The 24,650-nt window shown below is 46.9% G+C and carries 13 protein-coding genes; all 13 read right to left on the bottom strand.

From position 1 onward, the window contains the following. Positions 1-149: 149 nt before the first annotated feature. From HGH92_RS29610 to HGH92_RS29550, 13 genes are read right to left on the bottom strand one after another with little or no spacing between them, the layout of a single operon-like run. On the bottom strand, positions 150-704 hold the full coding sequence (locus tag HGH92_RS29610) for a GNAT family N-acetyltransferase (RefSeq protein ID WP_168874469.1): 555 nt from the start codon (positions 702-704) through the stop codon (positions 150-152). Next, a complete protein-coding gene (locus tag HGH92_RS29605; RefSeq protein WP_168874468.1) occupies positions 694-2,427 on the bottom strand; it encodes a lanthionine synthetase LanC family protein in 1,734 nt (577 codons plus the stop codon). Before HGH92_RS29605 ends, HGH92_RS29610 begins: the two co-directional genes overlap by 11 nt. Positions 2,428-2,444: 17 nt before the next feature. Then, positions 2,445-3,344 (bottom strand): DUF6734 family protein, encoded by a 900-nt coding sequence (locus HGH92_RS29600; protein ID WP_168874467.1) that lies wholly within the window; start codon positions 3,342-3,344, stop codon positions 2,445-2,447. Beyond that, positions 3,341-7,771 (bottom strand): non-ribosomal peptide synthetase, encoded by a 4,431-nt coding sequence (locus tag HGH92_RS29595; protein ID WP_168874466.1) that lies wholly within the window; start codon positions 7,769-7,771, stop codon positions 3,341-3,343. Before HGH92_RS29595 ends, HGH92_RS29600 begins: the two co-directional genes overlap by 4 nt. Beyond that, entirely contained in the window at positions 7,771-9,420 is a 1,650-nt protein-coding gene (locus HGH92_RS29590; RefSeq protein ID WP_168874465.1) for a cyclic peptide export ABC transporter, read from the bottom strand. Before HGH92_RS29590 ends, HGH92_RS29595 begins: the two co-directional genes overlap by 1 nt. Before the next feature lie 11 nt (positions 9,421-9,431). Then, entirely contained in the window at positions 9,432-10,757 is a 1,326-nt protein-coding gene (locus HGH92_RS29585) for a KamA family radical SAM protein (RefSeq protein ID WP_168874464.1), read from the bottom strand. A 22-nt stretch (positions 10,758-10,779) separates the two neighbouring features. Next, positions 10,780-11,205 carry a hypothetical protein gene (locus tag HGH92_RS29580; protein WP_168874463.1) on the bottom strand — a complete coding sequence of 142 codons (426 nt, stop codon included), beginning with the start codon at positions 11,203-11,205 and terminating at the stop codon, positions 10,780-10,782. A 20-nt stretch (positions 11,206-11,225) separates the two neighbouring features. Beyond that, positions 11,226-12,440 (bottom strand): crotonyl-CoA carboxylase/reductase, encoded by a 1,215-nt coding sequence (ccrA, locus tag HGH92_RS29575; protein WP_168874462.1) that lies wholly within the window; start codon positions 12,438-12,440, stop codon positions 11,226-11,228. Positions 12,441-12,461: 21 nt separating this feature from the next. Continuing rightward, positions 12,462-13,802: an aspartate aminotransferase family protein gene (locus HGH92_RS29570; RefSeq protein ID WP_168874461.1), complete on the bottom strand. Its 1,341-nt coding sequence runs from the start codon at positions 13,800-13,802 to the stop codon at positions 12,462-12,464. After that, the gene (locus tag HGH92_RS29565) at positions 13,783-15,060 is read right to left on the bottom strand and encodes an aldehyde dehydrogenase family protein (RefSeq protein WP_168874460.1); all 1,278 of its coding nucleotides are present in this window, start codon (positions 15,058-15,060) and stop codon (positions 13,783-13,785) included. Before HGH92_RS29565 ends, HGH92_RS29570 begins: the two co-directional genes overlap by 20 nt. A gap of 12 nt (positions 15,061-15,072) precedes the next feature. Continuing rightward, a complete protein-coding gene (locus HGH92_RS29560; RefSeq protein ID WP_168874459.1) occupies positions 15,073-16,665 on the bottom strand; it encodes an MBL fold metallo-hydrolase in 1,593 nt (530 codons plus the stop codon). Between the two features lie 2 nt (positions 16,666-16,667). Continuing rightward, positions 16,668-23,216: an amino acid adenylation domain-containing protein gene (locus HGH92_RS29555; RefSeq protein ID WP_168874458.1), complete on the bottom strand. Its 6,549-nt coding sequence runs from the start codon at positions 23,214-23,216 to the stop codon at positions 16,668-16,670. 26 nt (positions 23,217-23,242) lie between these two features. Then, entirely contained in the window at positions 23,243-24,610 is a 1,368-nt protein-coding gene (locus HGH92_RS29550) for an aspartate aminotransferase family protein (RefSeq protein ID WP_168874457.1), read from the bottom strand. Positions 24,611-24,650: the final 40 nt, after the last annotated feature.

The raw sequence follows: 24,650 nt of genomic DNA, 5'->3' as shown, positions 1-24,650 counted from the left end.
GCAGTGGCTGCGGTATTTAAGAGAAAGACGGTTGTATCAATAACACAACAGCCGCGGCTTCATTTGCTATTAGCGGATGAAGCCATGGCTGTTACCATTTATAGAACGCCCGGCAAGCTGCCGGGTTCTGTCAGTTTTCCTTGGCCCGGTTATTCCCCTGTCCTGGCAAACTCCGACGCCAAAATGCCATAAATATATGCATCGTGCCATCCATCTTCCAACGGCAGCACCTTCCGCTTAACACCTTCACGTGTCATACCCACCTTCTCCATCACACGGTATGAGCCCGTGTTATGGATACTGCAGCCACATTCTATTCTATGCAATTTCAATGTCCCAAATCCGAAAGCAAGCATACTGCTTACAGCCTCTGTAGCGTAGCCTTTTCCCCAGTATTCCGGTAAAAGCTTATACCAGATTTCTGCTTTTCTATATTTGGCGTCACCCAGATCCAGTGAAATAACTCCCACAAAACCACCCTCCGCCTTTTCTATGACCGCCACGGTATACTCCTCCCGGTGAGCGGCTGCCGGTTGTTCCGACCACTCTGCCACCAGTTTCTCCGTTGCGGATTCACTCTCCGGATAACCACTTGGATTGTATTTTACCGTTTCAGGCATCATATACAACCGATGTAAATCTTCCCAGTCATTTTTTGAAAAATCGCGGATTAACAGTCTGGAAGATTGAATGCTAAGCTTCATTACTAAGTTGAATTGATTTGGGAATAAGGGTATTTTTATCCGAAAATAAGGATTCTTCGCGTTGCAACAATACAAATACTCCTTCTGTCAGATAAAATTTAATCGCTTGAAACACCATTTCATTAATATATTGCTCCAAAAAAGGCTCCTGCGCCCTCAAATACTTACAGATAAGTGCCCTGGCGGGTGCCGGCTGTGAAGCTACGAACTGGCAAATGCCGGCACTGATGTCGTTCCCCGTTCCGCAGTCTCCCAGATAATCGAAAACTATTTTTGATAAATTAAGAGGCTTCACATCGAGGCTTCCCATACTGTCAATCCGGCAGGCAAAAGAGCCGACTCCATAGGTAGCCAAAAAATTCTCCATATCCGGGTTAGCGTCGGCCGCTGGAAGGGTGGTTATGATCACTTCAGATGAAACGGTAATGGGCAGGCTCATAACCGTTTCCCGGTCTTTCCGTACAACTTCGGAGATCGCCAGCACCTCTGCCATTTCAGATTCGGCACTGCCTCCCTTTAATACCGCTGCAGATTTCATCAATGCAAGGTCCACGCGAAGTTTTTCTTCTGTCTCCAAAACATCAAAATTATGCACGTTCAGTATACTACCTGGTTTAAATACCTTTTCCCTGATCCGTTCTTTTTCCTCCTCTGTACAGTTTTTATAGGAATTCCGGAACAGACCGCCCAGTATTATGTGCTGAAATTCATCCTCATCCGGAAAAGGTAAACGAGCGCCAGGTACGTTAACGCTGTATACTTTCATTGGAAGAAAAAAATCCGGCTGGACAGCCCCCGCTGGCGACAAACGTCTCAGCAACAAATACCCCAAGCCACACAGTCCCGTTTCCATCGTAAAATCATCCTGCTCCATTTTTCCGCCGAACTGTTCCAACAACTCTGCTATGATGTTATCTAGGGAATAAAGGTATGCCGGGTCTGACGATAATTCATATGCCTTCAGACATATCATACCTGCCGGCGGGCCTTTTATACCGGCTTCCTCCATTTCTTTGTACAAGGCCGCAGCCAACGATCTACCGTCTGCAAGATCAGCCAAATTGGTTCTTACAAATGCAGAAAGGTGTTCAATAGAAAAAGAATCTGCTATACTGATGAATGTCGTTGCAACAGCATTTCTTGCCGAAATCCATTCCCGGCATTCACCGGTATGTTGCTGATCCCTCCATGTTGGCCAGGCCCCTCTGACATCCATTTTCTGCATAATGCTTCCTATACACTCACGGATAGCATCGTACAACCAATTCTCCCCTGTATAATGATAAAGTTCCAATAGCACCAACAGTACTCCTGAAGTACCTTTATTGATGCCGCACCCATTCTGGAGCGCGAAACATATTCCATGCGACTCTGCAAACTCCCACACTACTTTTGTCGCTTCATCTAACCAACGACGGTCGTCAAGGCGCCGGTATAATTGCAGGTAGAGGTAAACGTTTCCCATCTTTCCGTATCCCAGTGAATAGTTAAGCGTTTTATGTTGCCCGAACTCCTCCCCTGTCCTTCGGGCTTCCTCTAAAATATAATACAATACCGTCGGGGATTGGGCAACATCATACAACTGCAATAAAAAGATAAGGCTACCTGCGCTCCCTTTGACAAGGCTATTCCCCAGAGGCCCGCTACCAAAAGGTTTCACATTCGCGGTACTCAGCCTCTCAAAGATATTTTGACAATACGCTATAGTTTCATGTTTATTCATGGCTCGATTGAATTACATTATAATTCCAGAACAGATAATAAGTCATTAATTCTGCTGAACGACTCCGGATACCCGGTGCTAAGTTCATGCTCCACCATTTTATACACCATTCGCAGCTTTTTATAATCACCCAGGGCGTGGGCATACCCCTGATGACAATCCATCTCGTGCAAATAACCAATGGATGGCGGATTATCATTATGATCCGGGAACAAATAGTCAATATCCACCCCCGCCTCCCTGGACAACGAGTAAAACAAAACCTGCTCGAACACTACATTCACAAAAGCACTGTTGAATTGATCCATATGTCCACTGATAAAGTCATGGTTCCTATTGATGAATTCAAACACTTCTTCAGTGTATTGACGAAAAAAGGCAATATTGCTTCCTCCTAAAATACCGGCGTTCACGCAGGGAACGAAGGGCAACTCTTCAATTTTCTTCAGGTAACCAGGCACATAGGGAAATCTCTTGCATATATCACGAAAGGTGGTAGAATAGTGCGGAGTACTGGCCTGCTTATTTTGGGCCACCAATGCTGCCTCACTAACAACAGAGCCAAAGGGGCGATTAATAAAGATATCATTATCAACATGCAGAAAAGGGCTTTCCTGCATCCGGTACGCATAAATCTTTCCTAATGCCCACAACCCGGGCTCATAATCATCCAAATGGTCCAATTCAACACTTACCTTGTTGTAAGCCAACCGCAGTTTTTCAATAAGCAACTCATATCCAATGCTGTCAGTAACCAGCTCTACTTCGTCATAAAATTTTCGGAGGTGATGATAACTCAATGCTATACTGTAGTAATTGAACCGGCGATGCGGCCACCCACCGTTCAGCCGGGCATCCGTCAGTAAATCCCCTGACCGCAGGAAAGGTTTTGTCCAGAAGCTCTGTATTATTTTCATAACGTTCGTTTGTTATCAGGTACAAAATTTATTTTTCTTCTCGGTCGCTTTGACAATATAAACCGGTGCAACCTCTTCCCAAGCTGATCAATGCTGGTATCAGGGTGTTGGTGGAGAAGGTCAAGTAAAACAGGAAACTTACTCAAAAGGGTCCAGATGGTCTCGTTTTCAAATAACTGGCTGTTAAAATCGGCATTAACCGTCAGCGTATTATCAGTCTCCACGTAATTAAGACTCAGTGCGAACTTAGCAACCTTAACAGGTAGCGGTATAAATTCAGACACTGCTCCGTTCAGCCAGTCTGATGCTATCGTCATATCTGACGAAAGTTCGTGAGACACTACTATATCCGTCACCTGTGGCCTCAATCTAAACGTATTACTGTCCGCGTACCTGATCATCAGGTCCTGTTGTTCGCGCAGCCAGGTGATAAAAGATGTTTCGCGATTGAGATTAAAAGGAATCTCTAACATCTCAATGAAAATACCCACTTCATGCTCGAGCCCCAGTCCACTGCGTCCCCATCCGGGCCCTCCCAGAGAAAACATTGTCTCTCCACTGGTGCTGCTGCATACTATTGCCGATAAGGCTAATACCATTACATAGGGCGTCACTCCCGCCTCCGTTATCAGCTGCCGGTATTTTCCAAAATGATCTGCATCCAGCTTTAAGCTTATTTGCGCCAGCGGGGCTAATGAAGATATTACCGGTTTATCATATTTTAGAATCAGGCCAGGCAACACCGGGCTTTCTGAAATGGGCAGTAAAGCCCGCCAGCTAACATAATCCCTAAACGTGATGGTTGCCTTGTCCGGATAAGACACTGCGCCCTCCATCAGCTGGTTGTATACATCCCCCAGCTCCCTGACGAACAGATTAACCGAATACCCGTCAATGATGATATGATGAAAACATGCAATCACCACATATTCCTCTTCAGCGGCCCTTACAATGGAAACCCTCCAGGGTGGAGACGACTGCAAGTCCAGAGCAGTCTCCGTGGTTGCCTGTACAATTGCCGCCGACTTTTCGGGTTCCGCCACCGCGTCAAAATAATTAAATGACAGGTTATCATTATCAGCAGGCTGAAAATATTGCACCGGCTTATCACCGTCAATGCCAAACTGCGTCCTGAGTGCTATATGTCTTCGTTTCATGATTTTCAGCGCCTCGACAAAACGGGGAATATCCATCTTCCCTTTTACTTTCACCAGGGCTGACATATGATAGGCAAAACTGCCATCTCCTTTTTGGGCCCTTAACCAGATACCCATTTGCATATAGGTAAGCGGATAATATGGCAGCAATGGAGCAACCGGAATCGTTTGCGGCAACGCCACATTGCCGGCAAGCACCTCATCTGTAATCGCCGCAAGGGAACGACACCGGAAAATCGCTGCAAAACTACATGTAAGGCCATATTCCTTCCTGATAGCGGAAACCAGCTGGATAGCACGCAATGAATTTCCTCCCAGCCTGAAAAAGTCGCTGTTTTCTCCGACAGCTTCGGTTTGAAAAAACGCTTTCCACAATCTGATCATTTTCCCATAGCGAGATGATTCTCCTAAATGGGATGAAATATCGGATGTCTTCAGGTCAGGCACAGCACCTTTCAGGGCTTTCCTGTCGATTTTCCCGTTCGGTGTCAGAGGGAAAGCCTGCAGGCAAACGAAACGTTCCGGAACCATATACCCCGGCAGCCTCTCCACCAGGAACCTGATTATATCGTTTGTACCGATGGGACCGGAGAAATCCTGTTTTATAGTGTAGCAGGCCACTAGCTTGACATCGCCGTTATCACCGCTTTCCGGCACTACCACGGCCATCGAAACAAACGGCAGCCGGTTAAGCCAGTATTCTATCTCACCGGTCTCAATGCGAAAACCGCGGATCTTTATCTGCCCGTCTCTGCGTCCGATAATACCGAGTTCGCCATCTGGTGACCATTTCCCTAAATCTCCCGTCGCATACATCAGCTTTGAAGGAACGAACGGATCAGGTACAAACCGATCTACCGTGAGTTCGGGCCGGCTCCTGTACCCTATCGCCAGTCCTTCTCCAGCTATGAATATCTCACCAGTAAATCCCGGCGGTAACAATTGCCGGTTTTCGTTTAAGACATATACCTGCGTGTTGGCAAACGGCCTTCCTATATTGCTGATAATATTCTCATCGTCAATATGACGCAGTGTCGACCAGATAGTTGTTTCTGTCGGACCATACATATTCCACAGACTGCGACATTTTGCCAATAGCTCTTTTCCAAGCGAATGCTCCAGCTTTTCCCCCCCGCACAACAACATCAAGCGGGAATCGCCCTTCCAGCCAGCTTCCAGGATCATTTTCCACATCGTGGGCGTAGCCTGCATAATATCAGGTTTCACAGCTTCCATCAGGGACACTATCAGCTCAGGATCCTTTACTGTATCGGAATCTGCCATAAAAACACAGCCTCCGCATAGCAATGGCCAAAAAAGTTCAAGAATAGAAATATCAAAGGAATAGGTGGTAATAGAGAGCAACATAGAGCCTCCAGACAAACCGGGACACAAAAGCATGCTACGCATAAAATTTACCAACGCTCTGTGCGATATTTCTACGCCCTTAGGCAGCCCGGTAGAACCAGAGGTGTATATTACATAAGCAAGCATTGCCTGATCAACAGTGATATTGGGAGCCCCTCCGTCGTCCGCCTGTTCTGTCAGCTGCTGTATGGAAACCACCGGCATGTGAAAATAACCGGCAACTCGTCCGCCTATATCGTCAGTAATCAGCATTTCAGCACCGCTGTCTCCAAGAATATAGGTATTACGGTCCTCCGGCACTGACGGATCAAGAGGCAGGTATGCGCAACCAGCTTTCCATATTGCCATTATGGTCACAGTGAAGTAGATGGACCTGTTCAAAGACACTGCCACCAGGCTGCCTGGCTTAAGCTGGTATTGGCTTCTCAGCAGATTGGCGACAGCATTGCTTAAACGGTCCACCTCATTGTATTTCAGGCTCAGATTGGTCGACAGGAGAGCTAGAGCCTCTGGCGTGGCATCCACCTGTTTCTGAAACAGATCCGGCAATACCGCATTTCCCAAACCTACTACCTGCCCGCTCCCCCAGTTGTACAACAACCGGTTTTTCACATGCAGGTCCATTATGTCTACTGATTTTACAACAGGATCTTCTGAAAAAATGATATTTTCAAGGCATTTTTCCAGATATCCGGCGATCGTATCATTGTTTCCGAACAATTCAATATTAGAAGCAACATCAAACACCAACTGCTCCCCGTCTACTTTATGCACAAACAACGACAATGCAGCTCTGGCCGACGTCTGTATCAATGGAGATACAGAAGTCTCAAAGTCACCGAAGCTGTAACCAAACGCATGTTTTTCATAGGAAACCAGCACATCAAACAAATATGGTTCATTCAACCCACCGGCCATGTTCGTGAGCATCTTGCTCACCGGATATTTTGCATGTCTAAAATCCTGCCGGAGCCCATCTTTAATCGCCAACACCAGGTCACATATAGTCTGTTCACCAGTGATCTTCATCAACAACGGTGTCACTTTCATGAATAAAGCAGTGGTATTCCTGGATTTGCTCCCGGAACGGTTAAGAACCGGTACGCCGATCACCATCTCATTTCGGTCGGTAATTTTGAACAAAGTGATGTATACTGCAGCCAGTACAATATGAAGTGGCGACACATCATATTTTTTACAAAGGACGGAAAGACCGGAGCCACAACGCTGTGACAGTGTGACCCTGTTCACTGCAGTATCCAAACTCCCACGGACCTGGAACAACGGTTCATCCTCAACATAATCCGAAAACTTTTTGCGCCAGTAGGTGGCATCCGTCTCATACAAATCACTCCCTATGTACGCCTGATCTTCCCGGACATACGAATCCAGGCTGCTACCCTTGTACACAACTGCATTGGTCCCAGCCAGTATGTTTTTGTAGCATACTGTCAGTTGCTTAAATAAAAGACCGGTAGCCCATCCGTCCGCCACAATATGATGACATTTAAAGTAACATTTATATTTATCCTCTGCCAAGCGGAACAATACGAACTTACACAACAGCCGGTCAGTCATCAGATCGAAAGGCTGCGAAAAGTCGTCCTTGATAAAGGTATCCACCTGCTCCGGACTATCAGCATAGTTGTAATAACTAAAAGGTAAAGAGAATTCCTCTGCCAGTTCCATCATGGGGATATCATTCTGTATCACCAACCCACAACGCATGCTTTCATTGGAAGAAATCAGCAGGTGACATGCATCCCGGAAGGCCACAACGTCAATTACGCCGGGCATGTCAATTACACCACCTATGTTATAGACGGGTAAATGCTGGAACATACACTGCTCATAAAAAATATCCTGCTGGGAGGACGTGAGTGGAAAAATTTTGTTTGACATCAGAAGTTATTTTTGAAGGGTATCCCTGCGGTGTTATCAGCAGTACTGGTTTCTATCATTCCATAATTCAGTTTCACGACATGATCTGCCACTGAAAAATAGTGATCATCGTGCGTCACTACAATCTGCGTGATACCGCGTTCTTTCAGCAATGGCAGCAGCGTTGTATAAAAAAAATGCCTGAAAGCCGGATCCTGTTCTGCAGCCCATTCATCTAGTACCAATATCTGCCGCTTCTCCATTAGGGCAAATATGAGCGCCAGGCGCTTTTGTTGTCCTTTGGAAAGACCCGTGTTAATCTTATTATTCTCATAGTCAACCCGAAGCGTTTTATTTATCTTCATTACATGGAGCCATTCCTGAAACGTCGTATCATGAAAATCAAAATCTTCCAGATGCACATGGAACAAATGCGGATCGATGAATACCGTAGAAAACAAGTGCCTGTATGCCATCAGGTCTTCCCTTTCCAATTTCCTCCCATTCACCTTCACGGCCCCCTCATCAGGCATAAATAAGCCGGTAAGCAAATTGATCAGTGTACTCTTCCCGCTTCCGTTGCCGCCGGTTACAAATACGATATCACCCCTGGATATCCGGAGATTAAGCGGTCCCAGCGAAAACCCGCTATCATTACCGCCTGAATAGTGGAATTTTACATTTTCGATTTCCAGTGTTTCGAAGGCTTCCTGTTTATACCGTTGTTGTACGGATAATTCTTCGGGAACAAAGCGTTCTGCGACCGATGCGTCAAAATAATTCAGCCTGCGCTGTGCAACTTTGGCATTGGTAAAATAGGGTATCATCGTTACAACGGAATTAACAGGACCAACCATCATCAGGGCTGTTGAAACAAATACAGCTACTGTTTTTTGATCAAATTCAAACACAACTGGATACCAAAAAATCACCAGTCCGATGACAATATACCAGCTATACCTTCCGATGAGTTCATTGGCCAGATAGCGCAATCCGTTTTTTGATGAAATATCGCGTACGCCTGCCCTGTTGTTGTATAATACATTATATAAATTTTCATTTCTGTTTACATTCATCTTTATCTCTCTGAACCCATACAACAGATCTTTAAGGACCATAAAATATCGCTCGTTCATCTCTCTTGCCATTTCGGTATGCCTGGTGGTGTTTTTGTTTTGCAGAAAGTAAAACAAAAGCAATACGAACATCACCACCAGTATTACAACAGCCCCTCTGGAGGAAAGCAGAAAAAAATAGCCGATGCAGCAGGCGATTGAAATGCCGGCATTCAGTGTATTGGTAAACACGGTTGGAATGAATCCCATCAAACGGGTATCTTCAATGGCGGCATATACCCGCTCAGTACCCGTTTCAAGATATTGTAGATACCCCGCCTTTCTGAACTTATTGAGAATTTCCATTTCATATTCGAAAAGCAGGTTATTCGTAAGTCGGATCACAATGCGTTGCGCCGCTGTACTGATCAGTACAGACAACAGGATCAGTAACATAAAAAGACCCCAGTGGTAGCTATCTTTCTGTGCGCCTGCACCTCTTACAGCATGATCAATGAATACCAACAACCCAACACTCACTGCTCCGTTAGCCATCGCCAGAGAAATGATATAGAAGACAACTTTAACTTTATTTTTTCCGGATAATCTGAACATGGTAATGTTTTTTAACGTTCCACAGCGTACCGGGAGGAGACGCACATCTCATTATATTCCTTCGACCAAAACCACTCATCACGGCCAGGTAAAGGCCGAAGGTCATCTATCCAGATGGCCTCCTCATCATATGCTGCCAGGAAAGGCCTGTTTACCCAATCCGGGTTCCTTCCCTGAAGGAAACTCAGCACGATGGCATTTTGGTCTTCCAGTTCAAGGAAACCATTGACTAATATTTTGCCAGGTCCCGCAGACATGGATGGACCTCGTACCGTCCTCGCAATTCCGCTCACGCGTTGAACGGCCTTTTGATATATGCTCCATGCCGAGGTCAATGGTATGCCAAAATGGTGTTGGGCCCCCGTATCTCTGGCAACAAACATGTAATAAGGAACACAACCTTCATTCACTTGTTTCTTCCATAAGTCTGCCCATATCTTTGGCTCATCGTTAATTGTCCGCATCAAAGGGGCTTGTGTACGGATTACCGCTCCTGTAGACCTTATTCGTTGTATAGCGGTACGCACAACCGCCGTCTTCATTTCTGCCGGGTGGTTAAAATGCGCCATGAAGGAAAGGTGTTTACCGGCACGCTGAATATCATCAAACAAACGAATCAGGTCATCTGCGTCGGGGTCACTAACATATCTGTATGGCCAAAAACTAAGAGACTTGGTACCAATCCTGATGGTGGTGATATGCTCAAGTCCTTCTCCCAGCAAAGGTTCAATATAGGCCCGTAGAATATGGGACCGCATCACCATGGGATCGCCGCCGGTAATTAAAACGTCTGTAACCTGCTTATTATGTTTCAGATACTGTAAGACATCTTGTGTGCCATGGGCAGAGAACTTCATATCTTTGGCCCCTACGAATTGAGGCCACCGGAAGCAAAAGGAACAATAAGCATGACAGCTTTGTCCCTGAGCAGGGAACAACAGAACGGTCTGGTCATACTTATGCTGGGTGCCGTCCAGACAGGCGTCTCCAAAATATGGTACATTCATATCCATCTGGCCGGCCGGATGGGGATTTAGCTGCAACCGGATATCTCTTACCGTATACCGGAGATATGCCTCCAGCCCTGTTCCGATGGCGTGCCTCAGCTGTTGGTAGTGGTAAGGCCGCAGCATTTCCTCCTGCGGGAATACCAACCTGAAGACAGGATCATCAGGAACATTATCCCAGTTAATCAACTCTTCGATTATGTAGTTGTTGACTTTAAAAGGGAATATATTTCCTACCAGTTCTATCCCTCCTACCTGCGCTTTACTGAGATACCTGTTTACTTCCGGTATTTTCCGGAAATTATTAATACTATAAGCCTGGTACTGCATAACAAACAAACAAATAAGATGATTAAATAAAAGCGCCTGCCTGAAGTTTCAGCCGGTAGATTTGCTCTGCCATACTTTCAATACTTCCGCAGAATTCCGGCAGGCCGGGGTTACATTCGATACGCAACATGTACTCCAGGATGGTTTCTATCACCTCCCTTCTCAGGTCATTAAGATAATACCATAGCCATGATCCGGAATAACGTGGATCACCATGTTGTTGTTCCTGAATACGCAGCTGGAGATTATCAAGGGATGCTAGCAGGAAATTAAACCTGCATAACAGAGCCTCCGGAGCGTCGCCAACGGACCTTAATCCTATAAGAGTACCATTTTCACTGACACACAACGAGAACCTGATATCCAAAATGCTTAACCAGGAATCATTCCGCTGAATGATGCTATCTTTCTTCCGCATCAGCTGTTCTATGAATATTTTATTCAGCATGTTCTGCAATTAATTTAACGCTAAGAATTCACCTGTACCTGTATAGCAAGATTCCCCAGGTGATCACCTCCTTTCAACATTTCTTCGTGTGCAGCCGGCAAATCACTCCATTTGTATATCCGGGATACTGCCGGAGTCAGCTTTCCGTCCATAATCAAATGCTGTAACTTCACTATTTCACTTAATGAACAGAAATGCGACCCTTGTAGCCGTTTCTGCCGCATCCATAAATAGGAAGCATCTATATTTAGCATAAATCCGGACGATGCTCCGCAGGTAACCACCATACCGCCTTTTTCCACCACGTAGGCGCTTACAGGGAAGGTTTGCTCTCCTATAAAGTCCACAACAATGTCGGGGTTTACCCCTTCTCCCAGTATCTCCCAGATAGCTTTGCCGAACGCACGCACTTCTTTCAGATAATACTTGTATTCAGGAGTGTTTATTTCAGGTAGCCTGCCCCAACATTTGAACATACGCCTGTTGATATACCCTTTGGCGCCGAGGCTCATGCACCACTTGCCACGACTATCGTCAGATACCACGGCGATACAGTTTCCTCCCGAAAGGCTGGTCAGTTGAATGACAGCAGAACCTGTTCCGCCGGCGCCGCCGTATACAAGCACATTTTTTCCCGGCCCTGCTGTATTAGGGCTGAATCCATATAACATCTGCCAGGCGGTGGCAGTGGTAAGCAAATAGGAACCTGCCACTTCCCAACTCAGGTGCGGGGGCTTATGAAGCAACTGTGTCGGTAATACTTTGGCAAACTGTGCAAAAGAGCCGTACGTCGTCTCATACCCCCATATCCGTTGGTTCTTGCACAACATGGGATTCCCTCCGTTACAATGATTGCATCTCGAACAGTACTGTCCACAGTGGGCGATCACCTCGTCTCCAACTTTAAACTGAAAGTTGGGATTGGCCAGCAATGCATCTCCTATTTTCCAGATGATTCCTGCGGCATCGCTGCCGGCAATATGAGTGTGCTGCCCGTGGAATAACGAGGGCGAAGCCGGCTTGCCCAATGCCGCCCAGATACCGTTAAAATTGACACCCGCAGTCATCACCATTATCAGTATTTCCTCCGGCCCGATTTCAGGCGTAGGCACTACTTCTTGTTTAAATGCCGTACACGGGTTCCCGTGTCCGTCAGCATGAATTACAAAAGCATGCATATAGGCAGGCACATGCCCCAGGGGAGGTACTTCCCCTACATCAAACAGATTTTTCATATGACAATAGGCTTTGTGAAGTTATGAGCAATATTTGTCTGCTATTTCAAGCGCCCTGGAGATTATTCCCAACGCGGTATCTATCTGTTCCCGGGTGATACAAAGCGGCGGGGAGATAAACAAATAATTCCACCTGACGATGGTAAACAGCCCTTCGTCCAGCAATGCCGCTGCCACACGATTCATCGCTTCCATTTCCTTGGGAGAAGAATGAGGCGTAGCCATGGGAGCTCTGGACTGCCTGTTTTTCACCAGTTCTATACAACCTAAAAGCCCGTTGAGCCGGATATCGCCAATGCTCGGATGCTTATCTGCAAGGCTGTCCAGTTCAACACGCATATATTCGCCCATTGCAGCAGCAGCAGCAACTAACTGGTCCTTTTTATAGATATCCAGCACAGCCAATGCTGCCGCGCATCCCAAAGGATGTGCAGAACAGGTAATTCCGCCAGGGCTGGGGGCATAATCAAATGTCGCTGCGATACTGTCACTCACTGCCACTCCTCCTAAGGGAACATACCCAGCCGTCAGCCCTTTAGCCATGGTGAGAATATCCGGGCAGATTCCGTGATGGCCAACAGCAAACATTTTACCGGTGCGTCCGAATCCGCTAAGAACTTCATCTGCGATCAACAGCACATTGTACCGGTTGCACAATTGCCGGACTTGCTTCAGAAAAAAAGGCGGGTATTTAATACAACCGGAAGAACCGGATTCACCTTCGACCAGAATGGCCGCAAACGTGGCCGGATCATTCTCCAACAGGGCGCTCTCCATCGCCGCTATACAGAAATCTGCGCATTCCTGCTCCGTTGTGCTGCCCCAAGGACATCGATAGAAATAGGGATTCTCCACCTGCACATTCAAATCCAGCAACTGGCCGCTGATAATATTTCTTCTGGGATCTCCGCTTACAGACAGAGACAACAGGGTAGCTCCGTGATACGACCTCCGGAAAGTCATGATCCTACTTCGCCCTGTATACTTCCTGGCAATCTGGATAGCGACATCATTGGCATCAGATCCCCCGAGTGTAAACAGGGTTTTATTGAGATCGCCAGGCAGAATGGAGGCCAGCCGATATCCCAGTTCACCACGGATATCAGTTGCGCATGACGGGCTGATATAACTAAAGGACCTCATCTGCCGCTCTATTGCCGCCAGTACCCGCTCGTCGGAATGTCCTATATTTACATTCAGGTATTGCGAAGAAAAATCGAGATACTTTTTACCATTTGTATCTGTCAAAAAAACACCCTTCGAAGACTTGATATGCAATGGCCGCACTGCCTGCTGGGCAGCCCATGGAAAAAACGTATAGTCAGCATTCTGCTTTACAATATCATTTATGTGCGCTATCATAATCAATATTTAAGAGTTCATTTAATAATATCCTGCGTCCCTCCCGTTGCAAAAATTTATCGTTCTTCCACTCCCACACGAAACCGGAGTTTTTAAATCCTCCGTCTACCATCCTGTTGGCAGCGCTGGACGGGCTGCTAATAGTAGCATTAACAAACAGGTTACGATGTGTTGAATAAAAATAATCGTACGTTTTTCTGGAACAAGTCCCATAAATACTGGCGTTAAGACCGTAATCCGACTGGTCTGCCATTGTTATCAATGCATCTTCTTCAACGAACGGAATAACCGGAAAAATCGGTCCGAAGCTCTCCTGCTGAACCGCATCCATCTGATTGTGGCAATTGACCAACAAGGCAGGTACAAGGGCCAGGTTGCCCCCGGCTCCCACTTCTACTGTATTCCCCCCGACAATGAGCTTCGCACCCTGCTCGGTGGCGTTCTGTATCTGGTGCCGCAGTCGCCGGAGAACCGCTGGAGAGAGAATGGGGCTCAGATCTGTAGCAGTTTCCTCTGGCGCCCCGATCACTATGCCTGACAGTTCCTTCACCAGAAGCGCTACAAACTCATCATGAACATCCTGATGTACATAAAACCGCTCCAGCGCAGAGCAGGAATGTCCTCCGTTCACCAGCCCCCCCCTGACCGCGTCCCTTGCAGCCAGCGCAACGTCCGCATCCCTAAACACCACCTGCGGGTCTTTGCCTGGCCCTTCAAAAAACAACTCCTTCCGATAACGCCGGAAATTGTTGCGGTATGACCATATCCATTTATCATCGCCATACACTATTACCGTTCTGATGTCTTCTGAACGAATACACCTGCCCAGGAAATCTTCTGCAGAAAGGTTCTGTGAGATCATCTCTACACCAGGCATACACTCTTTTACAATCTTTTGGTAATATGGCATCGCATGTTGCAACTTCCTGGGCAGTTTCAATACCACCTCCCTACCAGACATGAAAGCAGAAGCCACCGTTTTTACAATTAATATATTAATCCCGTTGGAGGGCAATACAATGGCTATTTTATTTCCGTCCGCTTCCACAGGATCAGCCTGGAACAATAAGGACTCCACCGCTGCCGATTCCCAGTATTTAAGCATATTTAAAGGGATCGTAATCTCCCTGTCCCGGATATTGCGATAGGTATATCCTGTATCTCTCATGTATGCAGCCACCAGTCCCCGTTGCAACGCCTGATCTTCTAGCATTTCCTGCATCCTGAGCAGTGCATTTCTGCGTTTATAAAAATCCATATCAAACATTTATTACTTGTACACAATCTCTTTTTCTCCGAAAAGCCGCTCCGAATTAATGTTTCTCGACAGACATTCCTGGATAAGCCTGTTGGATTCTATTATCGGATATGATTCAGCCGTATGGTTAAGGGACATAATATACTTTAGCCACGGCTCCATGCCCATAGCGTAGATATAGACCTCCTTCGGATGAAACCTGTTTACCAGGTCAATCGCTCGTTCATAATTACTGCCGGTAAGCCTTCTGGAAAAATCTCTATCTCTGGAAAGAGGCTCTGGCAACAACGGTCCATACAGCCAGGAAAGCGGAGCCCCATCACATTCCATACCCAGGAAAATAATGTCTATGTCTCCTAAGAATGCATAGGCATGCTCAAACAGTTTGGGTTCAACATTGCAGCAGTCCGCCGCAAAGAGGAACGTATTGGCTCCTGTCTCCACATGATAGCACAGCTTGGTCCTGATATCCAGATCGCAGTGTTCTCCGATAAAAGGCACGCCTGTAATACGACAGTTATTGATGGTAATCGTTTCGAATTCATCCAGCTCTATTACATTCTCAAAGCCGATCTCTCTGAACATCAGGCTAAGGCTGGGGTCCTGCAATTGTCTGCTTCCATTGCGGGGCACCACAATATACCTGGCCTTATGCCTTAGTTGCAGCATCGTTTCAAACAGGATATGGTCCTGATGGTTATGTGTGATAAACACAATATCTATCTGGTCAGGCAGGTCTGTATAGGTGAAGCGTTTTACATCTGCATCATACCCGTAGCTTATAACCGGATCTGTGAGTATGCTCACCTCCCGGGTTTCCGTCAGAATACAGGCATGCCCAAAATATCTTGTTCTGACGCCGCTTCCGGTATACTTCCTGTATGGCACTGTTGGTTCTTCCGTAAACAGGCTACGGAACAGTATATCCTCTTCCGGGGTCAGCTCAAATTGCTCACGGATAGCTTCATACCGCTCCGGTATCCGCTGCATCTTAAAAAGTTGGTCTATCCGCTTGTCTTTAAATGCCAGCGGCAGATGCAACACTCCCTCACCTTCAATTCTTGGTGTACTAAGCACAAAAGGCCTCTCATCTTTATCTATCAGATACAATGCTATTGATTGACATTCCTCCTTATAGTATTTGCTTTTGTAAAGCACTTGTTCATAAAAGCGAAAAGAAGGATTATTATTGAGGTCAACGGTCAGCTCCACATATCCTTTCAGTATATCAGGTACTTTTTTATACAATGACTCCAATGAATATCCGCACGGATGATCTTTCAAAATAGCGAACAGGTGTTGTACCGCCCCGGCAAAATCGAGCAGATCCTTACGTTCGCTAAGGATAAAGTCACGAAGCCCGCTAATTTCTGCCACTCTGTTTTCGCTGTAATCCATGAACGGCCCACCAAGCATTGCCGGGTTGCGGGCTGCTTCTTCGTGCAGTTCGGGCGCGTCGATATAGGACTCCATTATTTTAAGGTGCCTTTTCTGCAAGTTCATCGCGGCGGTTGCCGGTGATATTAAATGGGCCCAGGCATACCATTTATCAAACAATGGTTCAATAACAACATTCGGCTTGAGATATACTAAATTATCCTTCATTGCTAAACATTTTTGGTGCTGATGAGATTTAATTCGTCGGATATGATTGCGGCGACAACGGCAATGTTTGGAGGCACCATCATGGAATGGTGATTGCCGGGGACCTGATGAGTGCGTACGAGTGCGGTAGTGTACTTTTCCCATCCGAGCGTGGCATCGGCGGCGGCAATATCAGGCATGCCTGGAAGGCTCTCTGAGGCGCGGAAAACTGTGATATCGACAGGAAGGGTTCCCTGGACATGATAGCGGATCTGCTCATTGGTCTTCAACACATTTACCATCCCTTTTATCTGCTGCATGGAACTGTTTTCCGGCAACACTTTTTCTTTTTCCAACGCGGATTTAAACAGCTGGAATTGTTGTTCCTCAGTTTTGCTATCCAGATCGGCATGTGTGAGCCGGATTTCGCGTTGATACATCTGCGAAAGGGACGCTGCGATATTTACTAACCAGACGGTCTGCGAAAATTCCTGTGTTGACACCGGGACTTCTTCTGCGCCGGGCGCCGTCATATCCAGGATAGCGAGGTACCCGACCTCTTCACCACAGGTAATAAGCTGGCGGGCCATCTCAAAAGCAACCTTTCCACCGAACGAGTGCCCTCCCAGCCGGTATGGACCGGCAGGCCGTATTTTTCTGATCTCACGGATATAATTTGCTGCGATTTCCTCTACAGAAGTTGGCGGTAGCTGCTGCCCATCGAGACCTTTCGCCTGCAATCCGTAAAATGGTTGTTCATTCCCGAGCAATCGGGACAAATGGTAGAAATACAACACGTTTCCTCCGATACCGGGGACAAAAAACAGGGGCGGTTCAGATCCTTCTGTCTGAATAGCCACAATGGACTCCCATTGCTCCGACCCGCGCTGCTCCTCCCGCAAAATGGCTGCAATGCCTTTAATAGTGGGGGCCCTGAATAGGTCTGCCAATGGTATCAGCCTGCCAAATTTTTTATATACCAGATTCATCATCTTCGTTGCGAGTAGAGAATGCCCCCCCGCATCAAAAAAGTCCGTATGAATATTGACTGAAGGAATACTTAACAGACTCTCCCATATACCGGCGAGCACTAATTCATAGTAATCCCGCGGAGCGCCTTCTCCATTAACATCCGTTTCCGGCAAAGGCACAGGTAACTGCGTCTTGTCTACCTTACCATTGGGAAGTAGCGGTAAATGCTCAATCAGTATGATCGATCGGGGAATCATGTATCCCGGCAGGAGGTCTTTCAAAAACAATGTTAACTCACTGGCGCTGCTGCTATGGCCTTTGTTGGGTACCACATAGGCACAGAGATACTCCTCGTTGTTATCACCAACCAACGCCTGAACGGAGATCTGTCTCACGCCGGGGTGCTTTAGCAAGGCAGAGGCAATCTCTCCAGGCGAGACCCGTGCCCCTCTTACTTTCACCTGGTCATCGCACCTGCCGAGGTAATGCATAACACCGTCAGGGTCCAGTTTCACCATGTCTCCTGTTTTAAAAGCAGGTCCGTTACAGAACGGTAGCTGCACAAATCTTTCCGCTGTCAACTGTGGATTCTTATAGTAGCCATCTGCCACATTAACGCCTCCCACATACAATTCACCAGGAATGCCAACCGGGACCCGCACCCTTTTCTGGTCCAATACAAATAGCTGCGTGTTATAGACCGGCCTTCCAATTGGTACACTGTCTTCTTCTGTTTCCGTACATTCATGGTAGGTAACATCTGCCGACACTTCCGAAGAACCATACAGATTTAAAAGCAACCTGCCGGGCATTGCACGCCTGAACAAAGAAACAATGTCCTTGCTCAGTGCTTCTCCGCTGCTCATCCAAAAATTCAGGTCTGGTAACCTTTGGTTGAGATCAGGGAATGTCTCTATCAACATTTTTATTACGGAGGGAATTAATACAATACGGGTTACCCTATTTGTCGCTAACGTGCTGACCATCAGATAAGGGTCTTTAACCTCGCTGTCTGACAGAATCAAAACTGGACGGCCTGCAAGCAATGGTGCATAAAGCTCCGAAATAGATTCTCCGAAGCTGACAGGCGCCTTTTGACATCCCACCTCATGTAATTGATAGGGATATTGTTTCCATTGCCAATAAAACCGGTTAATAGCGCCTCGCTGGGTACCCATCACTCCCTTGGGGTTTCCGGTAGAGCCGGATGTATAAATCAGGTAAAACAATGCCGGAGTATTCTCTGGAAACCGGGCATGTGCCGTCTGACTGCAGGAATGGTCGGGATCAAAACTAACAGCTATTACCTCGCATCCATAGCCGGATAGCATGGAAACAAACTGCTCCTCCGCTACCAGTACACGAATACCAGAATCACCGATCATAAAAGCGATCCTCTCCCGCGGATAGCTCATATCCAATGGAAGGAACGCTGCACCAGCTTTCAATACAGCCAACTGGGCAACCACCATTGCGACCGATCTCGCGGCGCCCAACCCCACAAAATCACCTGGCTGAATACCTATATCTATCAGCTGACAAGCCAGGTTATCCACCCTTTTGCTCAATTCGCTGTAAGTGATCCGCTCATTCCCGTAAATCAGCGCAATGCTGTCTGCATGCTCTCCTGCAACCTTATCAAACAGCGAGGGTATGGACCCCACCTCCGGCAGCACAACATCCGTCTCATTAACGTGTTGGAGGCATAGGCGGTCACGTTCTGTCAGGCACTCCAGTTCACCAATCCTGGCTCGGGGATTGCGCAGCAAAGCTTTCATCACCGCAATAAAATAGTCAACAAAACGTTGGATGGTTTCCCGCTTAAATAGGCTAACACTGTATTCCAAATACCCTTCCATGGTATCGGAATGCTCGAAAATACCAAGTTCCATATCAAACTTGGATTTAGGGTCCGGCACGTCAATACGACTTACCGACAGACTATCCACCTTACCAGGGTCGATAAGATTGTGCTGATAACTGAACATAATCTGGAACAGCGGATTGTAACTCTCACTCCTTTGGACCTTCAATCCCTCAATAATTTTTTCAAAGGGTATGTCTGCATTCTCCATAGCAGTTACAGACTGTCGGCTCAAGTCGGCCAGTATATCCTCAAAGGTCATATCCTCCGAGAGCTTCATTCTGAAGATCAGGGTATTGACAAAAAAACCAATGACATTCTCGAGTGATTTGTAATTCCTGTTAGCATAGGGTGTTCCCACTACAAGATCTTCCTGCTGCGACAATTTATTCAGGACGATAAAGAAATTAGCCAACAGGATATTAAATGGCGTTGTAGCACTATTCACCGCCATTTGTCGGATATCAGCTGTTTCTTGCTGCGACAGTTTAAACCGTACAACATCTCCCTTATAGTCACTCACGGGCGGCCGAACGAAGTCGGTAGGAATGTCAGTCAGGGGAGGAGCATCTTTCAGCAGCGTATGCCAGTACTCCACCTGTTGCATTGTTCTTTCCGGAGTCAGATACTCCCGCTGCCAGACCGTATAATCCACATACCCTACCGGTATCTCTGGCAGGCTCGAAGGCACTTTCCTAATACGATCACTATATATCTGCAACAGTTCGCGAATAAAGATAGACATCGACCAGAGGTCGACAATAATATGATGCGCCGCGATGACCAGCATATAATTCAGTTCGTTTGTTTCTACCACAGACACTCTCAAAAGCGGGCCGTTTTTCAAATCGAACCGTTCATAAAACTGGTTTCGCAGAAAATCATCAATGTATTTGTTTCGCTCAACATCAGTGGCGTGCTTAACAGACTGAAACGAAACCGTCACTGGCTGTGATTCCCGGATGATCTGGCATTCTTTTTTGTCAATGCTTCTGAACACGGTCCGCAGCTGTTCATGGCGGTCAACGAGGATAGATAGAGCATCGTTCAACACCGACATATCCAGTGGGCCCTCTATCAAAAAGGCGTCAAGGAGATTATGAACCGGAATATCAGAAGAGAGCTGTTCGAAATACCACATGCGCTGCTGACCAAAAGAAAGCGGAATCAACTGGTCACGCGAAATCTTCCTGATCTCCATTCTCTCTCCCGTATTTCCGGACGGCAACAAACTCAAAAACTGTGTGTATTCCCGGATTGTCTGATGCAGAAAAACTGACCTGATAGTCACCTGCAGGTTAAACCTAGTGGAAATTCTGTCTATCAGCTTGCCTGCCAGCAGGGAATGTCCTCCTGCCTCGAAGAAATTAGCAGTAACAGATCTTACAGGCTGCGGCAACACTTCATTCCAGATTTCCAGCAACGCTGCTTCCAGGGCACTTTCAGCTTCTGTATGCGGTATATTACGGTTAAATTGTTCAGGCTCCGGTAGCCTGCGACGATCAATCTTCCCGTTCTGCGTCACCGGGAATGCGTCGAGGACAATAAACACACCCGGGATCATATAATCGGGCAACACAGTGGCCAGCATCGCTTTTACATCATCAGCTGTCTGTCCGTCCTGAAGTATTACATACGCCGCCAGATACAATCTCGCCTGTTCGTCCTCCCATTCCTTTACCACAGCGGCTTCCACACCAGGCAAGTTACCAAGGCAGACCTCTATTTCATGTAACTCCACCCGGAAACCACTTATTTTAACCTGGAAGTCTTTTCTTCCCAGAAATTCCAGTTCACCATTCGGCAGCCTTCTTCCCAGATCTCCGGTCCTGTAGCACTTTCCGGCAAGCAGGAACGGGTCCCGAATAAACGCATGGGCTGTTTTTTCCGGATCGTTATAGTACCCGGGGCCAACTCCTTCCCCAGCAATCAGGATTTCACCTTTAACACCGATGGGCAAGAGTTTCAGATTGTCATCCACTACATATAACCTGAAATTCGCAATCGGATTTTTCATTACCGTAACGATGCCTGTGACTGGCGGCGCAGTCATAATAATATGCCCCATATCATCAGATACTTCCGTAGCGCCATAGGTATTTACCAATGGAATTTGGGGAAATAACCTGAACCACTCATTCACCAGCGGCAACCGTAGCGTTTCCGCATTAAGAATGAGAATTTTGAGGTCTTCCAGCAGCTGCAGTCCCTTAAAGTCGTTTCGGATAGTCTGCAGCATCTCCGTTAAATAAGTCGGCACCAACTCAAGAATGCTGATTTTCTCTTTTACCAGAAACTCAATGAAAGCTGCCGGGTGATACACCACTTCCTCCGGGCAGATATAGGTAGTAGCGCCACTGATAAGGCCCGCAAATGCCTGCCAGACTGAGATATCAAAACCCTGGGAAGCATTCTGCGCTACCCTGTCCCCCGGCACGATACCCATTTCCGCCACTTTAGCCTGCAGGTGATTCATCATGCCCCAGTGGTCAATCATGACACCCTTCGGCGTACCGGTAGAACCAGATGTGTAGATGATATAAGATAGGTCTGTTTTAAGTGGCTGTCTGCCGTAAAAACAGACCTCTTCATTATCCGGACAGGCATGGAGGTCAAGTATCTTTATATCAGGCCCGCCTGCGGCTACGCCCCTGTCGTATAATTCCATTTCCGTGAGCATCACGGCAGGACCAGACTGTTGCAACAGTAAGGCTATACGATCGTCCGGATAAGCAGGGTCAATCGGGACATAAACATACCCAGCCTTCCAAATACCAATTACAGCAGCCATCCAGTATGGACTACGCCGGGTAAACATTACGATATTCCGGGATAAAGAAGACCCTGTCTGACTTTGCAGCCAAACCGCATATCTTTCCGCCAACCGGTTCAACCCGGAATAAGTATGCGTTGTTCCATTACAAACTACGGCAGGCGCATCTGGGCAGCGGCTTACTATCTCCTCAAACTTTTCGACAAAAAGCATTTCTGTGCGGAACGCACAAACCGGATCATTAAACTCCAGCAACAGTCTGGACCTCTCCTGATGACTAACTATTTCATAGGCCGTCGCCTCCTTGTAAGGATCTTCAACAATCTGACTCAGCAGAAAAATGTAGTTGTGCAAAACTGCAGATAACATGTCTCCATCAGCACCGGCACCGAATGAAAGCCGAACTGCCGGATCTGTATCATGCAAGCGGATATCAAACAATAAACTGCCCTTATCTGCAACCTGCGGGGTATCGGCCGTAATATTGCTGACATTGAGCATAATATCAACAACCGCATCTTCTGCAGGCGAGCCCCATGGAATGTACCCCGAGGCGTTCAGCACCTCCTCCTTCACCACGCCAAAAAGGCTCTTGAAGCTTTTTCCGGGAGCCACAAGAACTGCAAAAATACAAGTGCCTTCTGTCGTCATAAGTGGTTCATCAAAGCCTCCCGGACTCATTGGACTGCTTTTCCAACGTATATTATTTTCACCTGTATATCTGTTAACCAGAATAGCAAGGGCCGTCGCATAAAAAGAGTAAACAAGCAAAGGAGAACTATCACAAAGCTCATCTATCCGCCGTGTCATAGCGGCCGGGAACTTCAATACCACATCCTTCTGCACATCCGTATTAACCGGTACTCCCTTCAACAATGCAGCTAACTTTGCACCATCAGGACCCGAAATCTTTTTTTTCCAATATTCCTCCGAAATTTTGAGAGAGAGACTGATATTATCCATAAATTAAGACGTGTAAATTTTTGAGATTAAAGTCCGGGGGCTACCAGCACTCTTTCCATTTCCTCTTGTACGCTCTCAGCGAGTACAGCCACCAATTCTTCCATATGGGCATGAGAAGATATTAAAGGAGGACAGATCATAATATGATCACCGGTGTTGTTTCCTGCCGAGCCACGACCAGGATAAAGGATTACTCCCTTTTGTATGCAGCGCTGCCCTATTTTTTTGCTGAGTAGTAATTCCGGCGGAAACGGTTGCTTTGTGGTTTTATCTTTCACCAGTTCTATGCCTTGCAACAGCCCTTCTCCCCTTACATCTCCGACAATGTCAAAAGGCAGAAGTTCTTTTTTGAGCAACGTACTGAGGTATCTGCCTGCTTCCGCAGCATTTTCCACCACTCTTTCTTTTTCCATATAGTCAATGACATAACTACCAATGGCAGCGCCTAATGGACTGCAGGCAAAAGTATGCCCGCCCAGAAAAGGTACTTTTTGTTCTTCAAAAGGCCTCGCCACCTTGCGGTTCGCAATGATGGCAGAGAGAGGATAATAACCGGCGCTGATCCCTTTTCCGGCAGCGATGATATCTGGCGCAGTATTCCATTTATCCATACCGAAATTGGCCCCCAGACGACCAAAACCGGTCAGTACTTCATCAGCTATCAGCAGAATGCCGTAGCGGTCACAGAGTGCTCTCACCTCCTTGATGTACCGGCTATCCGGAGGTGGCACAGCGCCCAATGCAGCAGCCACTACGGGTTCCAGTACGAAAGCCGCGATGGTGGCTGGATCGTTTTCCAATATTGTATCTTCCAGTTCCTTGATCAGCATTGATATATACTCATCGTCCGTCATTCCTTCCGGCTTCCTGTACTTATAAGCCGGAGAAAGATGAGGGAAGTTATTCATCCATCTGGCATAAGTATCCCTTCTCAACCTCATTCCGCCCACATCCAGCATGAAAACGGAGTTACCGTGGTAGCTGCTCCACCTGGCCAATACTTTGTACCTGTCAGGCTCACCGTTTAGTACATGATACTGGTAGGCCAGCTTTACAGCATTCTCTACAGCCTCTGTACCACTGGAAACCGTCCATGCTCTTACAAAATCATGCCCTGCGAATGCAACTAACTTCGACAGATATGATTCTAACACCTCCGTGCTGACAGCGTGAGTGGGCAAAACTGCTGCCTTTCTGACCTGTGCATGCATGACGTCGGCTATTGCTCCCGTATCATGTCCCAGATTGGTGACGCCGGCAGATCCACTGGAAGCATCCATATACTTTTTTCCGTGTTCATCGTACAGAAAAACACCTTTTCCATAAGTGATCCTGGGATAACTATAGTCCATATCAGGACATACGATCATAGAATGAATGAGTGAGGAAATCATAATTAGATTTTTTATCAGAATTAATAAACCAAAACGGAGC

The sequence above is a fragment of the Chitinophaga varians genome (assembly GCF_012641275.1).
GTDB lineage: Bacteria > Bacteroidota > Bacteroidia > Chitinophagales > Chitinophagaceae > Chitinophaga > Chitinophaga varians_A.
The sequence above is the reverse complement of the archived record's forward strand: the minus strand, read 5'-3'. Positions and strand labels throughout refer to the sequence as shown.